Origin of the sequence: Brevundimonas sp. M20, from assembly GCF_006547065.1 — a bacterium.
Taxonomy (GTDB): Bacteria; Pseudomonadota; Alphaproteobacteria; order Caulobacterales; family Caulobacteraceae; genus Brevundimonas.
In genome coordinates this window covers 1214161-1233129 of sequence record NZ_CP041243.1, presented here as the reverse complement: position 1 = coordinate 1233129, position 18969 = coordinate 1214161, and the positions used below count along the sequence as shown (strand labels likewise).

The following is an 18969-nucleotide window of genomic DNA, read 5'->3' as shown; positions in this document are numbered from 1 at the left end:
TCATCCTCACGCTCGGCTTGCGTGTCCCGGTGACCTCGACATCCGATCCCGCCCCTCGCCTCGCCTTCGTCGCCTCGGATCGCCCCGAGGCGCAGGAGGCGCGTGAACGCCTGATCGCCCTGTACGGCGCGGTGCGCGAGGACGAGGCCGATGTGATCATCGCCCTGGGCGGCGACGGCTTCATGCTGGAGACACTGCATACGGTCATGGAGCGCCGGACGCCGGTGTTCGGGATGAACCGCGGCTCGGTCGGCTTCCTGATGAACGACTATGAGGAAGAGGGCCTGCTGGAACGTCTGTCGGACGCCGGGCGGGCCGTCATCCATCCGCTGCAGATGGACGCCTGGACCGAGACCGGGCAGGTCCACAGCGGTCTGGCGATCAATGAGGTCTCCCTGCTGCGCCAGACCCGCCAGAGCGCCAAGATCCGCATCAGCGTCGATGACCGGGTGAGGCTGGAAGAGCTGTCCTGCGACGGCTGTCTGGTGTCCACGGCGGCGGGCTCGACCGCCTACAACCTGTCGGCCCACGGACCGATCATCCCGCTGGACTCGCGGGTGCTGGCCCTGACCCCGATCAGCGCGTTCCGGCCCCGGCGCTGGCGCGGCGCCTTGCTGCCGCATCAGGCGAAGGTCTGTTTCGAAATCCTCGAGGCCGACAAACGCCCGGTCAGCGCCACAGCCGACAATTTCGAGGTCCGGCGGGTCACGCGGGTCGATGTGCGCGAGCGCCGGGACATCGCCCTGACCATGCTGTTCGACGCCGGACGGTCGTTCGAGGAACGTGTTCTGGCCGAACAATTCGCGTCCTGAACCTTTCCCAACCGCCGTGCACGGCTTCTTAAGCCCGTCCATGCGACCATGGTCGTCAGGTATTTTCGGGAGCGCGCCCTTGAGCAACTCGGCCCAGGTCATTCGTCCGCCCAACACCCTTCGCATGAAGGTCGGCGGAGCTTTCGGCGGCATCGACGCCAATGCGATCGCCAAGGCGGAAGAAGCCCTCAAGGCCATGTCGGCCCAGTTCGGCCAGTGGCTGCAGGACGAGATCGTCAAGCTGGACAAGGCCCAGTCGGACATCCGCGCCCAGGGCTATAACGCCCAGACCGCCGAAGCCCTGTATTTCCGCGCCCATGACCTGAAGGGTCTGGGGACCACCTACCAATACCCGCTGGTGACGCGTCTGGCCGGTTCGCTGTGCAAGATGATGGACGATCCGGCGAAGCGCATGGCCGCGCCGATGGTGCTGATCGACGCCCACATCGACGCCATCAAGGCCGTGGTCCGGGACCAGATCCAGACCGATGACCACCCGACCGGCAAGGTTCTGGCGGAGACGCTGGAAGCCAAGGTGGCCCAGCACTACGCCTGAGCCAGATTCAGGATTGAGAGATTGAAACGCCCGCCCTCACCGGCGGGCGTTTTGCTGTGTACGAGATGAAGCGCATGAGAGGAGCGCGGACCTCTAGGTCCGCAAGACTGTCGGCGATCAGTGACGGCATCCGTTTTGTTAAAGATGCGGACCGGAGGTCCGCGCTCCTTCACAGCCTATGCGGCGGCGCCGACAGCGCCGCGCGCTGGGGTGGGGGCCTGATCCAGACGTTCCATCAGATAGGCGAGGTCTTCGCGCGGGGCGTTCGGGCGCTGGGTCAGGAAGCGCTCCAGCATCTGCTGGCGGAAGGCGTCGTCGGTGGTGTCCACGCCCTCGGCCTGAAGCGCGCGCCAGGTGTCGACCCCGGCGCGGAAGGCCTGGAACAGGCGCGGCGGCAGGCCGGCGCGGTCATAGATCGCCTTGAGACCCAGCGGCCCGGCATCGTGGATCATCAGCCATGCGCGCGAATGCGGCGCGCCGGCCAACTCGGCCAGACCATGCTCGAACAGCGCCATCTGTCCCCGCGCCAGCGCGCGCAGCAGCAGGGAGCCGGTCAGGGCGCGACGACCGTTCAGCGTGGCGACGAAGCGCGGCAGATCCGCCTGTGTCGAGGCCTGATCGACCAGATCGACCGTCGCCCGCTCACGCGCGAAGGAGGCCAGACGGATGGCGGTCTCGGGGGCCACGGCGTGGCGGGTGACCAGATGCTCGCGCACGGCGTCGGACGCCAGCTCGATCAAACGTTCGCTGACCGACAGGGGCAGGACCTGACGATAGGCCAGAGCCGCGATAATTTCAGGCGTATCGCCGAAGCGGTCGACGCAGCGGCCCAGCGCCGTCTCGGAGATGTCCGCGTTGTCGTTGGCGGCCAGCGTCCGCACGGCGGTCTCGCCCCCGACCTCGGCCACGGCGTCGGCGACGTCGCGGCTGACGCGGGGACGACCGGCCACGGCGGCCTGACGCACAGGCGAACCGGCGCGGACGATCTCGATCAGGTCCTCGTCCGTGAAGGCCGGAGAGAAGTTGATCAACGGCAGGGCCACGCTGTCCACGTCCGCCGCCAGACGGCGGGCCACGTCACGCGGGATCAGGTCCGAGGCCTTCAGCGTCACCGCCATGGCCCGACGCACCAGCTCGGCGGCGTCATTGGCCAGCAGGCGAAGGATTTTCCGGGCCGCCTCGCGCTCCTGATCGTCCAGCCTGGCCCGGTCCATGTTGCGGCACAGCTTGTGGGCTGCGGCGGCGCGTTCGTCCTCGTCGGCCGAATGGATCAGACGGCGGATGTCGATCTCGGTGAGGCGGGCGCGAAAGGCGGTCATGAAACGCTCAGGGTCTGACTTTGCGACAGCATCAGCCCGTCATCGTTAACGGGCGGTTCACCATGGCCGGATTCGGCCCTACGCGTTCGTACTATCGCCCGGGCCGAAGGCGCCGCCGAAGCCGCCGCCCTTGCCCTCGCCGTCCTGCCCCAGCAGCAGGGCCAGCAGGCTTTGATCCTGCTTCAGGCGATCCAGCCGCGCGGCCAGCATCTGGTCCCGCTCGGACAGCGGCGGCGCGGCTGGCTCGATATTGCCTGAACCGGCGGCGGGCGCGCCGTCGCCGGCCGAGCGTTGCAGATTGGCGTGAACCTCGGCCACGGTCGCCGGACGGCCGTTGCGGTAGAAGATCGAGCGGTTCGCCGCCGCCGCCTCGGGGAAGATGGACGCCGCGCTGGAGCCGGGCCTGCGGTCCATGGCCTCCATCAGCTGGGCCGCGCCCGCCGGGCCGAGGAAGTGGGCCGCGTAAAGATCGCCCGCCCCCGGCTCGCGCCCTGTGCGGCCGCGCAGATAGGCGGCGTTCTGGGCCGTCAGCTCGGCGGCCATGGTCGAGGCCGCCTGCGGGTCGAAGCGCAGGTCGAGCACCACATTGCGCGCCGAACCCTCGACCCGCCACCGCCCGTCCGAGCCGCGATAGATCAGGTCCGCGTACTGGCCGTACCCATGCTTGGCGCCGTGCTGCTTCACCGTCGCCAGCCAGGTCTGCTCAATGAACTGGAACAGCCCCGCCGCCGACGAGGTCGGGGCGCGCGCGGACGGGTTCATCGCGCTTTCGCGACGCGCCGTGCGCACGAGGAAGTCGGCGTCCACACCCGTCGCGCTCGACGCACGCCGGATGGCCGCCTCTACCCCGCCTGACGATGGAATCGCCCTGATGGTCATAATCGTTAACGCTGGAGAACTCTGGTTAACGAGCCCTTAACGTGACGGAAAAGCCACGTTCTCCGAGCCGCCCAATTCCGCCTGACCCTCGCCGCAAACCCGCCCCAACGGCAGCGCTCCACTTTCATCCGGGAGTGCTGCGGGGGCAGCAGAACAGGGATGAAGGCCATGATGATCAGAACCGCAGGCGGCCCCGGACTGGTGAGCCCCATCGACTTCCACGAGCGCAAGACTCCGCGCCTGTCACGCTCGGCCTGGGCGGCGATCGGCCTGGTGGCCGCAGCCCACGTCGGGGTGGGGATTGCGCTGTATTATCAGCGCTTTGAGATGCCGGAGCCGGTCGTGTCGGAGCCCCCGAGCTCGGGCCTCTTCTTCGAACTGCAGCGGCCGCCGGTGATCCCGCCGGACGAGGTCGAACGCAAGCCGGTGGCGCCCAACCCACCGCTGAATCCGACCGCCCCGCCGACCACGCCGACGGACGTGATCCATGCCGAGACCAGCCCGGACGCCACCGCCACGGACAGCACCACCCTGACCTTCACAACGCCGGTCTCTGATTCTGTGGATGACGCCAAACCGGCGGTCGAACCCCAGCCGCCGCAGCCGCCCGCGACTCGCGTGATCCGCAATCCGACCTGGATCAGCCAGCCGACCGGCGACCAGTTGATGCGGGCCTATCCGGACCGGGCCCTGCAACGGGGGCTGGCCGGTTCGGTGACGCTGAACTGCATGGTCGAGGCAAACGGGCGGGTCTCGGCCTGCGCGGTCAGCAGCGAGACGCCCGGCGGCAACGGCTTCGGCACAGCGGCCCAACGGCTGGCGCGCTACTTCCAGATCAATCCGCGCACCGTCGACGGGGCCGCGGAAGGGTCGCGGGTCGCCATCAACCTGCGCTTCGTGCCGCCGGCTGACTGACGAACCGCAGGGGCGAGAGGGCCGACGCGTCCGCAAGAGGCGCGCGGTCCTCGATCCCGTCGGCGACGATCGCGCCGACCATCGGCCCCAGCAGCCAGCCGTTGCGGCGCGGGGCGAGGGCCAGGAACAGGCCCGGCGTTCCGGTCACGCCCGCGATGGGCAGACCGTCCGGCGACGCGCCGCGCACGCCGACGCGCGGCTCGCCTGCCTGCCCCTCCCCGCCGATCAGCGACAACCCGTTGGCGGCCTGTTTTGCGGCGATCTCCGTATCCGGCTCAAGACTGCGGTCGCCCGACTGCATGGTGGCGCCGCACAGGGCCCCGTCCGCGGTCGGCGTCGCATAGCCGCCCGGCCCGCGGATCACCTGAGCCGGGACCGCGCAGCGGATCGGCGTCAACTGGCCCCGGATCGGCTCGATGGCGTTCACCACCGCCGTCACATCGTCGGGCAAGCCGCCCAGAGCCGCCGCCGCGCCGGTCGCCAGCACCAGCGAGGGCGCTGACCATTCGCGGCTGTCGTCGGCGGTCGCCGTCCAGACGCCATCCGCCCGCGACAGTCGCGCGACCGTGGCCTCGACCCGGGTTACGCCGGGGATGGCGGACAGCTGACCCAGCGCGGCTTGAGCCTCGATCCGCCAGTCGTCGGGGGTGAACAGCCCCTCCCCCGCCCGCCCGGCGGCGAAGCCGAGGGCGTGCAGACGGGCGACGGCGGCGTCCGGATCAGCCCCGCGCCACTCCGCGCCGTCCAGGTGCAGGGTCAGGCCGTGTCGGCTCGCGAAGGCGGGCCACAGGTCGCGCCCGCGCTTCAGCAGGGCGGCATGGTCCGGCGACAGGCCGTCGATCAGGCTTTCCATGGCCGGAGCGATCATCCCCGCCGCCGCCGAAGAGGCGTTGGAGCCGCCGGGATCCAGCACGGTCACCGCATGACCGCGCGCGGCCAATTCGGCGGCGCTGGACAGACCCAGCACCCCCGCGCCGATGACGATCACATCCGGGGAAGAAGACACGGCGGGTCACATCGACCCGCCGCGCTTGTTTTGCAAGGGCGCTATCGCTCGCGACGCGGTCGCTCGCTGCTTGAGCGAAGGTTTGGCGCTAACGCTCGAGACGCGGTCGCTCGCTGCTTGAGCGGCGACCGCGCCTGATTTGCTACTCCGCCGCGATGGCGGCGGCGCGGCGGGCGTCGATGCGGGCGGTCAGGGCCGCGTGCTGGTCCCACAGGGCCTTGGGCAGGCGGTCGCCGAAGGTGGCGTAGAACTCGGGGATCAGGGCGGCTTCCTCGGCCCAGACCTCGGCGTCCACGTCCAGCAGGGTCGACAGGTCGGCGTCCGACAGCTCAAGGCCCGACAGGTCCAGCGCCTCGACCGACGGCACGCGACCGACCGGGGTGTCCACGGCCTCGGCCTTGCCGTCCAGACGTTCGGCGATCCACTTCAGCACGCGGGCGTTGTCGCCGAAGCCCGGCCAGATGAACTTGCCGTCCTCGTTCTTGCGGAACCAGTTGACGAAGTAGAGGCGCGGCAGTTTGGAGGCGTCCGTCCGGCCGCCCATCGACAGCCAGTGGGCGAAGTAGTCGCCCATGTTGTAGCCACAGAAGGGCAGCATCGCGAACGGGTCGCGGCGCAGCTCGCCGACCTTGTTCTCGGCGGCGGCGGTGCCTTCCGAGGCGACCGTCGAGCCCATGAAGACGCCGTGCTCCCAGTCGAAGGCCTCGGTGACCAGCGGCACGGCGCTGGCGCGGCGGCCGCCGAACAGGATGGCGTCGATGGGCACGCCCTTTGGGTCTTCCCATTCGGGCGCGATGGTCGGGCACTGATGCGCAGGGGCGGCGAAGCGGGCGTTGGGATGCGCGGCGGGCTGGCCCGAGGCCGGATCGTGGGCCGCGCCCTTCCAGTTGGTCAGCCGGGCGGGGGCCTCCTTCGTCAGACCTTCCCACCAGACATCGCCGTCCTCCGTCAGGCCGGTGTTGGTGAAGACGGTGTTCGAGGCCAGCGTCGCCAGCGCGTTCTGGTTGGTGTTGCGGCTGGTGCCGGGCGCCACACCGAAGAAGCCCGCTTCCGGGTTCACAGCGTAGAGGCGGCCGTCATCGCCGAAGCGCATCCAGGCGATGTCGTCGCCCACCGTCTCGGCCTTCCAGCCGGGAATGGCGGGCTGGAGCATGGCGAGGTTGGTCTTGCCGCAGGCCGACGGGAAGGCGGCGGCGATGTATTTCGCCTGCCCTTCCGGATTGGTCAGCTTGAGGATCAGCATGTGCTCGGCCAGCCAGCCCTCATCGCGGGCCATGACCGAGGCGATGCGCAGGGCGTAGCATTTTTTGCCCAACAGTGCGTTGCCGCCGTAGCCCGAACCGTAGGACCAGATCTCGCGGGTCTCGGGATAGTGGACGATCCACTTGTCGTCGTTGCAGGGCCACGGCACGTCGGCCTGACCCTCCGCCAGCGGCGCGCCGAGGGTGTGGACGGCGGGGACGAAGACGCCATCGTCGCCCAGCACATCCAGCGCCGGCTGGCCCATGCGGGTCATGATGCCCATGGAGACGGCGACATAGCCGCTGTCGGTGATCTCGACGCCCAAGGCGCTGATTTTCGAGCCCAGCGGGCCCATCGAGAAGGGCACGACATACATGGTCCGGCCGGCCATGCAGCCGTCGAACAGGCCCGCCATTCGGGCGCGCATCTCGACCGGGTCGGCCCAGTTGTTGGTCGGACCGGCGTCGATCTCATTGGCCGAGCAGATGAAGGTGCGGCTCTCGACGCGGGCGACGTCCCGGGGGTCCGAAGCGGCGTAATAGCTGCCCGGACGCTTGACCGGGTCCAGCGCCTTCAGCGTGCCCTTGCCGATCAGGTCGGCGACGATGGCGTCCTTCTCGGCCTGCGAACCGTCGCACCAGTGGACGCGGGCGGGCCTGGTCAGCGCCGCGATCTCCTGAACCCAGGCGATGAGCCCGGCGTGACGGGTCGGGGCCGGCAGAAGGCCGGGGATCGAGTGGGGCATGGTGGTCTCCTGAACCGTCTGGCCCGGAGGTCTTTGCCGCCCCCGTGACCGCTCCCTTGTGCGCGGTGTTCACGCAGTGTTTCAGCCGGAATGACACCGAACCCGGACCATCGTCAACCGGTGCAACTTTGTGCCTGTGGGACCGGTTCGCCGAAGCCCGTCCCGCACTTTCCGGTCGCGAACCGGGCGCGGTCGGGGTATCCGGCGGCCATGCAGACGATGGACGACCTGACCGCGACGCCCGAAGGCGGACTGAACTCGCCCGCCTCGATCCGCAACGCCGGGCCGATCCTGGAGGTTCTGAAGGCGCACATGCCCGCGCGCGGCCGGGTGCTGGAGATCGCGGGCGGCAGCGGCCAGCACTCCGTCGCCTTCGCGGCCGGACTGCCGGGACTGGACTGGACGCCCAGCGATCCGTCCGCGGAGGCCCGAGCCAGCATGGCCGCCTGGGCCGCGCAGGCGCAACTGCCCAACCTGAACCCGCCCGTCGCGCTGGACATGCTGGACGAGACCGGCTGGCCCACCGACAGTGTCGAGGCGATGGTCTGCATCAACATGATCCACATCAGCCCCTGGGCGGCGACCGAAGGGCTGATGCGACTGGCGGGGCGGACCCTGCGGCGCCCGGGCGGCCTGCTGGCGGTCTATGGCCCCTATCGCGAGACGGAGGTCGACCTGGCCCCGTCCAACGCCGACTTCGACATCAGCCTGAAGACCCGTAACGCCGAGTGGGGCCTGCGCGACCGGGATGCGGTGATCGCCGAGGCGAAGACGGCCGGGCTGTCGTTCACCCGAAGGATCGCCATGCCGGCCAACAACATCATGCTTCTGTTCCGGGCGGTCTGAGATGGCGTGGACGAAAACCTATGACGGCGCCGAGCCCGTCCGGATCAACAAATGGCTGGGCCAGTCGGGCGTCTGTTCCCGGCGCGAGGCCGACGCCCTGATCGCGGACGGGCTGGTGTCCATCGACGGCGAGGTGGTGCGCGACGCGGGCCGCAAGCTGGAGCCGGGTCAGACCCTGACGCTGAACGATGCGGCGACGGCCCAGCTGGCCGAGGGCATCACCGTCGTGATCCACAAGCCGGTCGGCTATGTCTCGGGTCAGCCTGAGCCTGACAAGCTGCCGGCCATCCGCCTGATCAGCGCGGGCACCCAGGTCGGACCCGGCGAGGTTCCGGGCGACGTCTCCCTGCCCCCCATCGGGCGGCTGGACGAGGACTCTCGCGGCCTCCTGATGCTGTCGTCCGACGGGGTGGTGGCCAAGGCGGTGATCGGGCCGGAGTCCGATCTGGACAAGGAATATCTGGTCCGCGTCACCGGCGACATCACCGAGAAGAAGCTGAAGATGCTGCGTCACGGCCTGATGCTGGACGGCCGCCAGCTTCGCCCTGCCTACGTCAGTCGGATGGAGTCCCACCGGCTGAAATTCATCCTGCGCGAGGGCCGGAATCGTCAGATCCGCCGGATGTGCGAGATGGTCGGGCTGGAGGTCACCGACCTGCTCCGCGTCCGCATCGGCCCGCTGAAGCTGGACAACCTGCCCGAGGGCAAATGGCGGATGCTGACGGCGGAAGAACGGGACGCACTGATCCGGGGCGGTCAGGCCGGCTCGTAGGTCAGCAGGATGGCTTCCGCGCCGATGCGCTCGCTGCTGACCAGATGCAGCGGCGGGCGCGGCCCGGCGAAATAGGGCGCGCCGCCGCCGGTGACATAGGGGTGCAGATAGATGCGGTACGCGTCGATCAGGCCCATCTGGCCGAGACTGTGCGCCAGTTTCGGGCCGCCGACCTCGATCTCGCCCTCGACTTCCGTCTTCAGTTCGCGGATCGCCGCCTCGACGTCGCCGGAGATCAGGGTGGCGTTGGGGCCGACCGATTTCAGCGAGTTCGACACCACCCATTTCGGATGCGCGCGCCAGCCTTCCGCGAACTCACGCTCATCAGCCGTCCATTCGGGGCGGTCCTCGTCCCAGTAGGCCATGATCTCGTAGAGGCGACGGCCGTAGAGACTGCCCGCCTGCCCCCGCACCTGCTCGATGAAGTGACGGAACAGGACGGCGTCGGGGGCGAAGGCGTCGTGGTCGACGTAGCCGTCCAGCGACTGGTTCATGCCGAAGACGAGACGGGCCACGTCAGGCGGCCCCGCCGGTCAGGGCCGGATTCTTCGCCTCGGCGGCGCGGAAGGGCTTCATCTGGTCCTCAAGCGCGCGCCTGAAGGCGGGACGAGCCTCGCAACGGGCGACATAGGCGGCCAGAGCCGGGAAGTCGGCGACGATGTCGGTGTGGCGCAGGTCGCGCAGGACGTGGGTCATCAGGATGTCGGCGGCGCTGAACCGGTCGTCGGCGAACCAGCGGCGGTCCCCCAGCGCGGTCTGCAGATCGCCCAACCGCCTGCGCAGGAAGGCCTCGACCTCCGGGCGGCGAGCCTTGGCCCAGTCCTTGTCGGCGTTGAACAGGTCGATGCCCGCCAGCTCGGCCACGAAGGGCTCGACGCTGTTCATGGCGGCGAACAGCCAGGTCATGACCATGGCCCGGCCCGCGGGATCGGCGGGCATCAGCTGATCCGAGGTCTGGGCGATCCAGAGAACGATGGCCCCGCTCTCGAACATCTCGACCGTGCCGTCGCGATAGGCCGGAACCTGACCGAAGGGCTGCAGCGCGCGATAGTCAGGCGTCGCCTGATCCTCGAACCCGATCAGGTGGTCATCATAACCCAGCCCGGCCTCTTCCAGCGCCCAGCGCACCCGCAGATCGCGCACCGATCCCTGGGCGAAGGGCGGCACCCATTTGAAGGCGGAGACCTGGATCATGGGACATTTCCTCTTGTCGGGCCCTGCGGCCGGTCAGTTCTTGACGTTTGAGTTGATATCAACCTATCTCGGAGCATGTCAAACGTGACCGAGCCCTTCGCGACCACCCTGCACATCCGCGATCACTGCCTGTGCCTGCATGCGCAGCAGGCGGCGCGGGCGCTGTCGCGGCGGTTCGACGAGGTGTTCCGGCCGCTCGGCCTGACCAGCGGACAGTTCTCGTTGTTGAACAGCCTGAACCGCCCTGCCCCGCCGACCATCGGTCAGGTGGCGGAGACCCTGGCCATGGATCGCTCCACGGTGACGGCCAATCTGAAACCGCTGGAGCGCGCCGGCGCGGTGGTCTCGACGGTGGATCCCGACGACCGGCGCGGACGCCGGGTCGGCCTGACGGCGGCGGGGAAGGACCTGCTGGCGCGGGCCACGCCGATCTGGGTCGAGACCCACAAGGAGGTTGAAGCGGAACTGGAGGACGGCGGCGGCGACCGCGTCCGCGCCGATCTGCGCCGTCTTCTCAAGCCCTGATCAGACCACCGCCCCGTCTTCACCATTCCGGCGACGGAATATTCCACCGACGCGGCGGCCGACGGAGCGCAGGCGGGCGGCGCAGCCCTCCTTGAGCCCCTGCGCGGGCAAGGGTTTGGGGCTTCGACACAGACACATGTAGCAGATGAACGGGCGGTCGCTCTCCAGCTCGATCCGGGTGCGCCAGTCGGCCTCGCAACACCCCGGACAACGCACCCGGACCGCGCCTTCCAATCCTCGCATCCACATGGCCCTGACCTCCTTTCGGGGTCTGGAGAAATCGCGATTACTCTCTATACGTGCATCACGGTTGGGCCGATTCGCGGCTGTCGTCACGTCAACACGAGAAACCGTCAGGGTTTCGTGCCAGGGTGGTCGGCCCACAAGGGGAGACCGCCCATGTTCCTGACCATCCTGCGCTCGGTGGAAGAGCTGCTCTACGAGGTCATGTCGTGGCTGCTGTTCTATCCGCGCACCCTGCTGATGACGCTGCGCCACCCGCTGAAGACGATGCGCTATTCGGATGCCGAGCAGCGCGACAAGCCGGAAAAGCAGTATCTGGAAACCCTGAGCCCGCCGATGTTCCTGGTGCTCAGCATCCTGCTGGCGCACGGGATCGAGCTGATCGCCGGCTTCGGGGTCGAGGGGCGCCATACCGGGCTGGGTGCGATGATCACCGCCAGCGACCAGAACCTGCTGATCTTCCGCGCCCTGATGTTCGCCCTGCACCCGCTGGTCTTCGCCTGGGCGTGGCTGCACCTGTCTGGCCGCAAGATCGACCGCGACACCCTGCGCCCGCCCTTCTTCGCCCAGTGCTACCTGTCCGGCGCGACGTCCATTCTGGTCAGCCTCGGCTCGATGGGCGTGCGGGACGACGCCCTGTGGACGACGCTGCTGGGCGCCCTGGTCATTCTCGTCGCCACCATCTGGTACATCGCCATCCAGCGCCGCTGGCTGATGTCGGTCGAGGGCATGACCGGCCGGCGGGCGGGACTGTGGGCGTTCGGACTGTTCGCGGCGACGACCGGCGTGGTGATCGCGGCGAATGCTCTGGTGGAGTGAGGACAGTCCTTCTCCCCCGAAGGAGAGAAGGACACGCTCCTAGATCGGCTCCATGCCGTAAGGCCCGCAGTAGAAGGCCACATAGGTGTCATAGTAGCCGGACGGCACATACGCCCGCTGGACCCAGCGGTTCTCGCCCCAGCCGCCGCAACCGGAATCGGAAACGGTGCCGCCGTACTGGGTTTTCGCGGCGTCATGGTACCAGTCGTAGATGTAGCCGGTGTGCTCCGGCGGATAGTCGAGCGCGGTCGCTCCAGTGAGGCCGACGGCGGCGAAGGCCACGGCGGAGACGACGGCGAGGCTTCTGATCCTGTTAGACATACGATCCTCCCTGATTGCGCTTTTTGCGCAAATGGATGGGACGCGCCGGGACACTGGATCACAACTCAAAGTTTGGTGAAGTTAACACACATCAATCTATAGGCGACGAAGGTGCGGTTCCACCTTCTTCTCCAGAAGGGCCACCAACTCGGGCTGCATGAAGGCGTAGTCGTCGGGGATGTCGAGGCGGATCACCCGGGCGCGCTTCAGGTGTTTGCCGAAGCGGCGCTGCAACTTCGACCGGTGCGCCTTCTCCATCACGAAGATGATGTCGGCCCGTTCAACAAGTTCGACCGAACACTCCTCCTCCGCATCCGGCGCCAGCCCGGCGGAGGCGGTCTCGACGCCGGGGTGGCGCGCGAACACCTGCTCGGCGGTGGGCGAGCGCAGACGGTTTCGGGAGCAGAGGAAGAGGAGGTTTTTCAAGCCCCCGCCAACCTCTGCAACTCCGCCACATGGGCCTTGAAGGCCAGTTTGCCGGTCATGGTGAAGTTGATCCACGTGCGCTGCCGCCCGTCCTGCGCCGCCTTGGTCAGCTTGATATAGCCCACCTCTTCCAGCTGCTTCAGGTGTTTGGACAGGACCGAGTCCGAGACCTTGATCGCGTCGCGGATCATGGCGAACTCGGCCTCGTCGACGCGGGACAGGATGGCGCCGATCTGCAGGCGGCCGGGGGCGTGCAGGAGGGGGTCGAAGACAGGCACGTCGCTCATGCGTCGGCCCCGGCCAGTTCCTTGCGATAGACCTTCATCCAGACGCGGCTGCCGATGGACATGATGACCCAGGCGATGACCGCGTTGACCAGCGGCAGCCACCAGGGGCCGTCCCACAAGCTGGTCCACAGACCCGAGACCATCAGCGGGAGGATCAGGGCGACCAGGGCGTAGGAGACCCAGCGGGCCTTCCTGGGGCTGTAGCCGTTCACCCACCAGCCGTAGCGGGCCTTCCACGCGTTCATCATCCAGACGACGCCGAGGATGCCGAACACCACCGTCAGGGTGCTCCAGGGCGGCGGCAGGCCCTGCCCGCCGACCATAACGGCCACGGGGATGCCGCCGACCACATCCCAGATCGGGTGATAGTCCAGCGACCGTCCCACCTCCCCCCGCGCGGCCCTGATGGCGGCGAGGGCTTCCTCGGGGGTTTGGTTCTCCGTCATGGCGACCTCCTCACTTTCCATATTGGAAAGCTAGACGTCACTTTCCATGTTGGCAAGTGATAATTTTCCGGATTGGAAAGTGAGATCGGACAACCCCTCCACCATACTTCGCCATGCGGCTCGCATGATCCCCCTCCCCACTGCGTGGAGAGGTGGCGCGGCGCGGCTTCGCGCCGTGACGGAGGGGTTCTCACCTCTCCACGCAGTGGGGAGGTGGCTCGACGGCGAAGCCGGAGAGACGGAGGGGTCAGGCTTCGAGACTGCGGAACCACCGGTCGAACAGCACGGCCTCGGCGCGGCGGGCGGCGGTGCGCAGGGCGTTCTCCTCGTCCACGCCCCAGCGGGATTCCTGGAAGGCCTCGTCGATGCGGGACAGGTCGAAGGCCAATTCGCCGCCCAGAACGCCGCGCTGGACCGCCAGACCCAGCACGGCCGAGCCCAGCAGGGGCGTGACGGCGGCCAGACCGGTCAGGGCGAAGTCGTCCAGCTCCAGCGCCAGTTCGCGCACGCGGGCGACGGCGGCGGGGTCCTGCGGCTTGTGGGTGATGCCCTCGGCCAGCGCCAGCGGCACGCCCAGTTCCCGCGCCCAGTCGCGCCACGGCCCCCACTCGCGCGCCTGCTGCTCGACCAGCGAGCCGGGCGCCTCGGCGGGGTAGCAGAGCAGGTCAGACCCGGCATAGGCGGCGACCTCGTCGGCCACGGCCTCGCGCACCTGACTGACCCGGTCGATGGCGGTCGAGGCCAGACGGGTGGCGGGCATGGTGGCGGGGTCGATGAACTCGCCCTGCGCGGCCCATTCGTCGGCGACGAGACGCGCGGAGGCCCCGGTCGGCAGGGTCAGCTTCGCATGGGCGGGCGTCTTCGGCGCGCGACCGTCGAGCAGGACGGTCCAGCCGCCCTCGCCTTCCGACAAGTCCACGACCTTCCAGAAGCGCTTCAGTCGCTCCTCGGACTCGCGAAAGCCCTTCTTCGCGGCGACCATGGGATCAAGCGGGGGGATGTGCGACATCGAAACTCTCGAAATCAGGCGGCGGCGCGGGCGAAGCCGTCCAGCACCACGTTCAGTTCGCCGAAGCTTTTCGCCACATGGCGGGCGCCGCCAGCGATCTGTTCCTCGGCCGTATGGAAGCCCCAGCCGACGCCCAGCGGCAGGACGCCCGCGTTGACGGCCATGGCGGCGTCATGCGCGGTGTCGCCGATCATCACGGTCGAGGCCGCATCCGCGCCGCAGGCGGCCATGGCGGCGTGCAGCATGGCTGGGTCCGGCTTGCCGGGGCCGTCCTCGGCGCAGTGCGAGGACAGGAAGATTTCGCCCCAACCCTGACGCGCCAGATTGCGGGCCACGCCGCGGCGGTTCTGGCCGGTGGCCAGCGCCAGACGCCAGCCGTCCCGGTGCAGGCGGCGCAGATGGTCCATGGCGCCGTCGTATAGCGGCTCCTCGTGCCCGGCCTCGTACATCCGGCGGAAGCTGCGCTGGAAGCCGGCCACGAAGTCGGCCAGTTCGGCGTCGGTCAGCTGGGGCTCCAGCGTATGCAGGGCCTTGTGCAGGCTCAGGCCCACGATCATGCGGACGCGGTCGTACTCTGGTTCCGGCAGGCCCATGTCGCGCGCCGCCTCGACCGCCGCGCGGTGGATGGAGGCCCGGCTGTCGACCAGGGTGCCGTCGATGTCGAAAACTGCGAGAGGGCGGGTCATCGCTGGCGGCGGACTCCCTCGAACGGGTCTTCCCCATCCGCCTCGTGCGGGTCGAAACCGAAGTGGGCGAAGCCGGCCTTCATCTCGGGGCCCATCGGCGCCTCGACGATCAGCTTGCCGCCCGCGGGATGGTCCAGCTCGATGCGGCGGGCGTGAAGTTGCAGCTTCAGGCCACCGGACAGTTCGCGCGACTTGTCGTCACCGTATTTGGGATCGCCCAGGATCGGGTGGCCGATGGCGGCCATGTGGGCGCGCAGCTGGTGGGTGCGGCCGGTGAAGGGGCGCAGCGCCATCCACGCGGCGCGGTGGGCGGCGCGGCTGATGGTGGTGAAGGCCGTCTCGGCCGGTTCGGCGCGTGGATCCTTGCGCTCGGCCGGGCGCATCATCTCGAAGTCGTTGATGCCGGTCTTCTTCAGCGGCATGTCGATCTGGCCCGCCGACGGCTTGGGGTTGCCGATGACGATGGCCCAGTAGGTCTTCTTGGCCTGACGGCGGGCGAAGGCGCCGGCGAGGCGCTTGGCCGCCTCCGGTCCCTTGCCGAGCAGCAGCACGCCCGAGGTGTCGCGGTCGAGGCGGTGGACCAGACGCGGACGGTCCATCCCCTCGCCCCAGGCGCCCAGCAGGCGATCGACGTGACGGCTGGTCTTCGTCCCACCCTGCACGGCCAGACCGTGCGGCTTGTTCAGGGCGATGACCATGTCGTCTTCGTAGATGACCAGCGACTTGGCGAAGGCGATGTCCTTCTCGGACAGGGTATGGGCGTCGCCCGCCTGCCGCGAGGTGTCGTCCGGGATCGGCGGCACACGCACGGCGGCGCCTGCGGTCAGGCGGCCCTCAGGCTTGATGCGGGCGCCGTCGACGCGGATCTGGCCGCTGCGGGCCATCTTCTGCACCTGGATATTCGACAGGTGCGGCCAGCGGCGACGGAACCAGCGGTCCAGCCGGATGCCGTCCTCGGCCTCGGCCACATAGATCGTCTGGACCTCGCGTTTGGGGGCGTCCGGGGTCGCGTCGGCGGGCTCGCCGTCAGCGGGATTGTACGTCTCGTCGGTCAAAGTGCGGCTCCGAAAGCGCGGCGGGCCAGCATCAGGCCGATAAACAGGGTGGTGATCGAAACGACCACCGAAACGGCGACATAGCCCGAAGCCATGGCGAACTGACGGCGCTCGATCATCAGGGCCGTCTCCAGCGAGAAGGCCGAGAAGGTGGTGAAGCCGCCCAGCACGCCGACGGCGGCGAACAGGCGGATGTTCTCGCCGTGCGTCCCGCCCCTGAAGGCCAACCAGCCGGTCAGCACGCCCATCAGCAGCCCGCCGACCACATTGGCCGTCAGCGTCGGCCAAGGCCAGCCCGCCGTCACGGGCAGCAGTCGCCCCAGCCCGTAGCGGGCCATGGCGCCGAGCGCGCCCCCGGCTGCAACGATGAGAAAACGTGTCATGGTGCGGCTTATAGCGCCGATTGCGGCATTGCGAAGGGATCGCGCGTGGCGGGCGTTGCACAGATCATTGGCCTGACCGCGGGCCTCTGGCTCATCGGCCTCGGCGTCTGGATGGGGCTCAGGCCGCGTCAGGCGCTGGGCGTTCTCGCCGCCATGGGAAGCAGCCCCGCCATCCATTTCGGCGAGATGGCCGTCCGGGCCCTGATCGGCGCGGCGATCATCGGCGCAGCCGAGCTCTCGCACGCGCCTTTGATCCTGACCGTATTCGGCGGCTTCCTGATCGTGTCGGCGCTGGTTCTGGCGGTTCTGCCTCGGCGTTGGCACTCGACCTATTCGACCTGGTGGGCGGCGCGCATCCCGGTGACTGCCGTGCGGCTGATCGCGCCATTCTCGGTCGTCGGAGGGGCGGCCCTTATCTGGGCGCTGCAGCCCACATGGCCCTCCTGACCGAAACTTCACTTGCCCCCGGGCAAGGTTAACAGCGATAGCTGAACAGCGGCGCTTCGCGTCGTGAGAGAACACCGTCCGCCGGGCGGCGTGATCTGCCATAGTCGCGTCCATCGAGACTCAAGGGACCGCCGAAGCGCCATGTCGCACGACGATCACAACCACGCCCCGAACCCCAACGCGCATCCGCACAATGCGCCGGAGCCCGAGCCGTTCGGCGCACTGAACGACGGCGGCCACGGCGGCCATGGCGCCGACGAGCGCCTGCAGGCCGCGCCGAACCCGCCGCCGCCGGGCGCGCAGGAGGCCCCGAACCGCGAGGCGCCGCAGCCGACCTCGCACACCTCGGCGCCGCCGCTGCGCAGCGCCGACGGCATCCTGCGCCCCATTCAGGACAGCGAGTATTTCTCCTACGACCCGGCCTCGGTGGCCGCGGTGTCGAGCCATATCGACGAGTATTTCAACCAGCCGCTGGACCTGTTCCCCTTCTGGGAGACCGAGGGCAAGCCGGACCGCTTCCACGTCCTGTTCAGCCGCCAGATCGAGGAACGTTTCCCGGTCGACAGCGACATCCGCAAGCTGATCCACGACTACGGCCGCCGGGTGTTCAGGGCGCTGATGGTGCACGTCTCGGTCAAGCGGGGCAGCCAGCTGGCCGCCCTGATCGGCTTCACCCTGCTGGCCACGCTGGGGCCGACCTGGTTCTCGGCCTGGACCGGTTCGCCGCCGATGGGACTCGGCCTCGCCGTCGCCGCCATGCTGGCCGTGGTCGGGATTTTCTGGGCCGCGCAGGCGATCCTGTTCATCCAGTACCGGTTCCAGCTGGAGAACGACTCCTACGAGCTGTCGCGCGAGATCGTGACCCGGACGCGCGAGCTGCAGAACCTGTTCACCAGCGCCCGCGCCATGGCCGATCAGGCCGAGACCCAGTACCAGATGGACGGCAAGGGCTGGGGCCGTCGCGCCCTCTATCTGACCCGCCTGACCATGTGGATCGGCGCGCGGATGGAGTACCTCGAAAAGTACGTTCAGATGGAGCTGTGGCGTGTCCGGCGCGAGCGCTACTGGATGCGCTGGGCGCAGCGGATCATGACGCCGCTGGTGTTTATCGTCTGGCTGGCGATCTTCCTGCTGGAGCCCGCGCCGAGCGACGCCGTCGCCTTCCGCGCCCTGCAGGCGCTGGCGGTGGTGCTGGGCCTCGGGGTCAGCTGGCTGTCCTACTTCCGCTGGCGCACGCCGGTGGCGGCGGTTCAGGAGAAGCTCGGCGTCGACGGCTGGGTCCGCTACGCCTCGCTGGACGTCGACAACGCCGTCGCCGATCAGGTCCGCCGCGACAAGGAACGGCTGGTGGAGTACCGGGCGCTGACGCGGGGGCGCTGACGCAGGCGCCGGCGCTGACCGGCTGGCGTCGTGCCGGGAAGTGATTGGTGATCAGTGATTAGTGGGTGGCGGCGTCACGAGCCGAGCCCGCTTCGCCGGATATCGGCGGCGGCGATCCACTAACCACTAGCCACTATTCACTTACCGCCGCAGCGCATCCTGCACCCCCCGGGCGTCATACACCTCCGGGCGATCCGGTTTCGCGCCACGGCCCATGACGACTTCCAGCGAGGTCGAGGTCGGGGACGGGCCGCTGAAGTTCAGGCCGACGCCCACGCCCACGCCGGAGGTGGAGTACCGGCTGCCATAGGGCCCGCGATAGCTGCCGCCGCCGTAGCCGACGCCCACGCTGGGGCGCACGCCGCCGGCGCTGTCGGGGCTGCCGTCGATCCAGCGCTGGGTGACCTCGAACCAGTCATAGCCCTGCGCGGTGGTCAGTTCCGCGGCGCGCAGCAGGGCGTAGTCGGCCACCGGCCCGGGCGCGCCGACGCCGTTGTAGGTGACGCGGTAGCGGTTGTTCTCGATCCGCTGCTCGGAATAGCCCTGCCCGCGCGCGGACTGCTGGGCGCCGTAGGGGGCCAGGCTGGCGCAGGCCGACAGGCCGAGACCGGCGGCGAGGATCACAGGCAGGACAAGGCGCTTCATGACGGTGCTCC

25 protein-coding genes are annotated in these 18969 nt (G+C 68.9%); 9 read left to right on the top strand and 16 right to left on the bottom strand.

The window, feature by feature from the left end; genetic code table 11:
• Positions 1-29 precede the first annotated feature (29 nt).
• Both FKQ52_RS05850 and FKQ52_RS05845 read left to right on the top strand, forming a co-directional pair.
• Positions 30-812 (top strand): NAD kinase, encoded by a 783-nt coding sequence (locus tag FKQ52_RS05850; protein ID WP_141626310.1) that lies wholly within the window; start codon positions 30-32, stop codon positions 810-812.
• 79 nt (positions 813-891) lie between these two features.
• A complete protein-coding gene (locus FKQ52_RS05845) occupies positions 892-1368 on the top strand; it encodes an Hpt domain-containing protein (protein ID WP_168196800.1) in 477 nt (158 codons plus the stop codon).
• Between the two features lie 176 nt (positions 1369-1544).
• On the opposite strand, the gene FKQ52_RS05840 is transcribed toward FKQ52_RS05845, so the two are convergent.
• Positions 1545-2687 (bottom strand): DUF2336 domain-containing protein, encoded by a 1143-nt coding sequence (locus FKQ52_RS05840; protein ID WP_141626308.1) that lies wholly within the window; start codon positions 2685-2687, stop codon positions 1545-1547.
• 78 nt (positions 2688-2765) lie between these two features.
• Positions 2766-3566, bottom strand: coding sequence for a transglycosylase SLT domain-containing protein (locus FKQ52_RS05835; RefSeq protein WP_141626307.1), 801 nt, complete (start codon positions 3564-3566; stop codon positions 2766-2768).
• A 168-nt stretch (positions 3567-3734) separates the two neighbouring features.
• Here FKQ52_RS05835 and FKQ52_RS05830 point away from each other — a divergent pair, with 168 nt between their 5' ends.
• Complete coding sequence (locus FKQ52_RS05830) at positions 3735-4481, top strand: TonB family protein (RefSeq protein WP_168196799.1); 747 nt, start codon at positions 3735-3737, stop codon at positions 4479-4481.
• Here FKQ52_RS05830 and FKQ52_RS05825 read toward each other — a convergent pair.
• On the bottom strand, positions 4450-5487 hold the full coding sequence (locus FKQ52_RS05825) for an FAD-binding oxidoreductase (protein WP_240811750.1): 1038 nt from the start codon (positions 5485-5487) through the stop codon (positions 4450-4452). The genes FKQ52_RS05830 and FKQ52_RS05825 overlap by 32 nt on opposite strands.
• Before the next feature lie 142 nt (positions 5488-5629).
• Positions 5630-7474 (bottom strand): phosphoenolpyruvate carboxykinase (GTP), encoded by a 1845-nt coding sequence (locus FKQ52_RS05820; RefSeq protein ID WP_141626305.1) that lies wholly within the window; start codon positions 7472-7474, stop codon positions 5630-5632.
• 210 nt (positions 7475-7684) lie between these two features.
• On the opposite strand from FKQ52_RS05820, the gene FKQ52_RS05815 reads away from it, so the two are divergent.
• Both FKQ52_RS05815 and FKQ52_RS05810 read left to right on the top strand, forming a co-directional pair.
• Positions 7685-8320: a DUF938 domain-containing protein gene (locus FKQ52_RS05815; protein WP_141626304.1), complete on the top strand. Its 636-nt coding sequence runs from the start codon at positions 7685-7687 to the stop codon at positions 8318-8320.
• A gap of 1 nt (position 8321) precedes the next feature.
• On the top strand, positions 8322-9092 hold the full coding sequence (locus FKQ52_RS05810; RefSeq protein WP_141626303.1) for a pseudouridine synthase: 771 nt from the start codon (positions 8322-8324) through the stop codon (positions 9090-9092).
• Here FKQ52_RS05810 and FKQ52_RS05805 read toward each other — a convergent pair.
• Positions 9077-9607: a dihydrofolate reductase family protein gene (locus FKQ52_RS05805; RefSeq protein WP_141626302.1), complete on the bottom strand. Its 531-nt coding sequence runs from the start codon at positions 9605-9607 to the stop codon at positions 9077-9079. The two genes, FKQ52_RS05810 and FKQ52_RS05805, sit on opposite strands and share 16 nt — an antisense overlap.
• A gap of 1 nt (position 9608) precedes the next feature.
• Entirely contained in the window at positions 9609-10286 is a 678-nt protein-coding gene (locus FKQ52_RS05800) for a glutathione S-transferase family protein (RefSeq protein WP_141626301.1), read from the bottom strand.
• 75 nt (positions 10287-10361) lie between these two features.
• Between FKQ52_RS05800 and FKQ52_RS05795 the strand changes: the two genes are divergently transcribed.
• On the top strand, positions 10362-10811 hold the full coding sequence (locus tag FKQ52_RS05795; protein ID WP_141626300.1) for a MarR family winged helix-turn-helix transcriptional regulator: 450 nt from the start codon (positions 10362-10364) through the stop codon (positions 10809-10811).
• Here the strand turns inward: FKQ52_RS05795 and FKQ52_RS05790 are convergent, their stop codons facing one another.
• On the bottom strand, positions 10812-11054 hold the full coding sequence (locus tag FKQ52_RS05790) for a hypothetical protein (RefSeq protein WP_141626299.1): 243 nt from the start codon (positions 11052-11054) through the stop codon (positions 10812-10814). It lies immediately after the preceding gene.
• Positions 11055-11210: 156 nt separating this feature from the next.
• Here FKQ52_RS05790 and FKQ52_RS05785 point away from each other — a divergent pair, with 156 nt between their 5' ends.
• Complete coding sequence (locus FKQ52_RS05785) at positions 11211-11873, top strand: hypothetical protein (protein ID WP_141626298.1); 663 nt, start codon at positions 11211-11213, stop codon at positions 11871-11873.
• 39 nt (positions 11874-11912) lie between these two features.
• On the opposite strand, the gene FKQ52_RS05780 is transcribed toward FKQ52_RS05785, so the two are convergent.
• From FKQ52_RS05780 to crcB, 8 genes are all read right to left on the bottom strand, one after another.
• Positions 11913-12194 carry a hypothetical protein gene (locus tag FKQ52_RS05780; RefSeq protein ID WP_141626297.1) on the bottom strand — a complete coding sequence of 94 codons (282 nt, stop codon included), beginning with the start codon at positions 12192-12194 and terminating at the stop codon, positions 11913-11915.
• 96 nt (positions 12195-12290) lie between these two features.
• The gene (locus FKQ52_RS05775) at positions 12291-12620 is read right to left on the bottom strand and encodes a low molecular weight protein tyrosine phosphatase family protein (RefSeq protein WP_141626296.1); all 330 of its coding nucleotides are present in this window, start codon (positions 12618-12620) and stop codon (positions 12291-12293) included.
• On the bottom strand, positions 12617-12907 hold the full coding sequence (locus FKQ52_RS05770; protein WP_141626295.1) for a transcriptional regulator: 291 nt from the start codon (positions 12905-12907) through the stop codon (positions 12617-12619). Before FKQ52_RS05770 ends, FKQ52_RS05775 begins: the two co-directional genes overlap by 4 nt.
• Positions 12904-13353, bottom strand: coding sequence for a hypothetical protein (locus tag FKQ52_RS05765; RefSeq protein WP_141626294.1), 450 nt, complete (start codon positions 13351-13353; stop codon positions 12904-12906). Before FKQ52_RS05765 ends, FKQ52_RS05770 begins: the two co-directional genes overlap by 4 nt.
• A 247-nt stretch (positions 13354-13600) precedes the next feature.
• Positions 13601-14362 (bottom strand): ATP12 family chaperone protein, encoded by a 762-nt coding sequence (locus FKQ52_RS05760; protein WP_141626293.1) that lies wholly within the window; start codon positions 14360-14362, stop codon positions 13601-13603.
• A gap of 14 nt (positions 14363-14376) precedes the next feature.
• Complete coding sequence (locus FKQ52_RS05755; protein WP_141626292.1) at positions 14377-15048, bottom strand: HAD-IA family hydrolase; 672 nt, start codon at positions 15046-15048, stop codon at positions 14377-14379.
• Positions 15045-16022: an RluA family pseudouridine synthase gene (locus FKQ52_RS05750; RefSeq protein ID WP_141628251.1), complete on the bottom strand. Its 978-nt coding sequence runs from the start codon at positions 16020-16022 to the stop codon at positions 15045-15047. Before FKQ52_RS05750 ends, FKQ52_RS05755 begins: the two co-directional genes overlap by 4 nt.
• A 77-nt stretch (positions 16023-16099) precedes the next feature.
• A complete protein-coding gene (gene crcB, locus FKQ52_RS05745; RefSeq protein WP_141626291.1) occupies positions 16100-16486 on the bottom strand; it encodes a fluoride efflux transporter CrcB in 387 nt (128 codons plus the stop codon).
• Between the two features lie 45 nt (positions 16487-16531).
• On the opposite strand from crcB, the gene FKQ52_RS05740 reads away from it, so the two are divergent.
• Together FKQ52_RS05740 and FKQ52_RS05735 are read left to right on the top strand one after the other, a co-directional pair.
• On the top strand, positions 16532-16933 hold the full coding sequence (locus FKQ52_RS05740) for a hypothetical protein (protein ID WP_141626290.1): 402 nt from the start codon (positions 16532-16534) through the stop codon (positions 16931-16933).
• Between the two features lie 141 nt (positions 16934-17074).
• A complete protein-coding gene (locus tag FKQ52_RS05735) occupies positions 17075-18313 on the top strand; it encodes a hypothetical protein (protein ID WP_141626289.1) in 1239 nt (412 codons plus the stop codon).
• 141 nt (positions 18314-18454) lie between these two features.
• Here the strand turns inward: FKQ52_RS05735 and FKQ52_RS05730 are convergent, their stop codons facing one another.
• Positions 18455-18958 (bottom strand): hypothetical protein, encoded by a 504-nt coding sequence (locus FKQ52_RS05730; RefSeq protein ID WP_141626288.1) that lies wholly within the window; start codon positions 18956-18958, stop codon positions 18455-18457.
• Between the last annotated feature and the right edge of the window lie 11 nt (positions 18959-18969).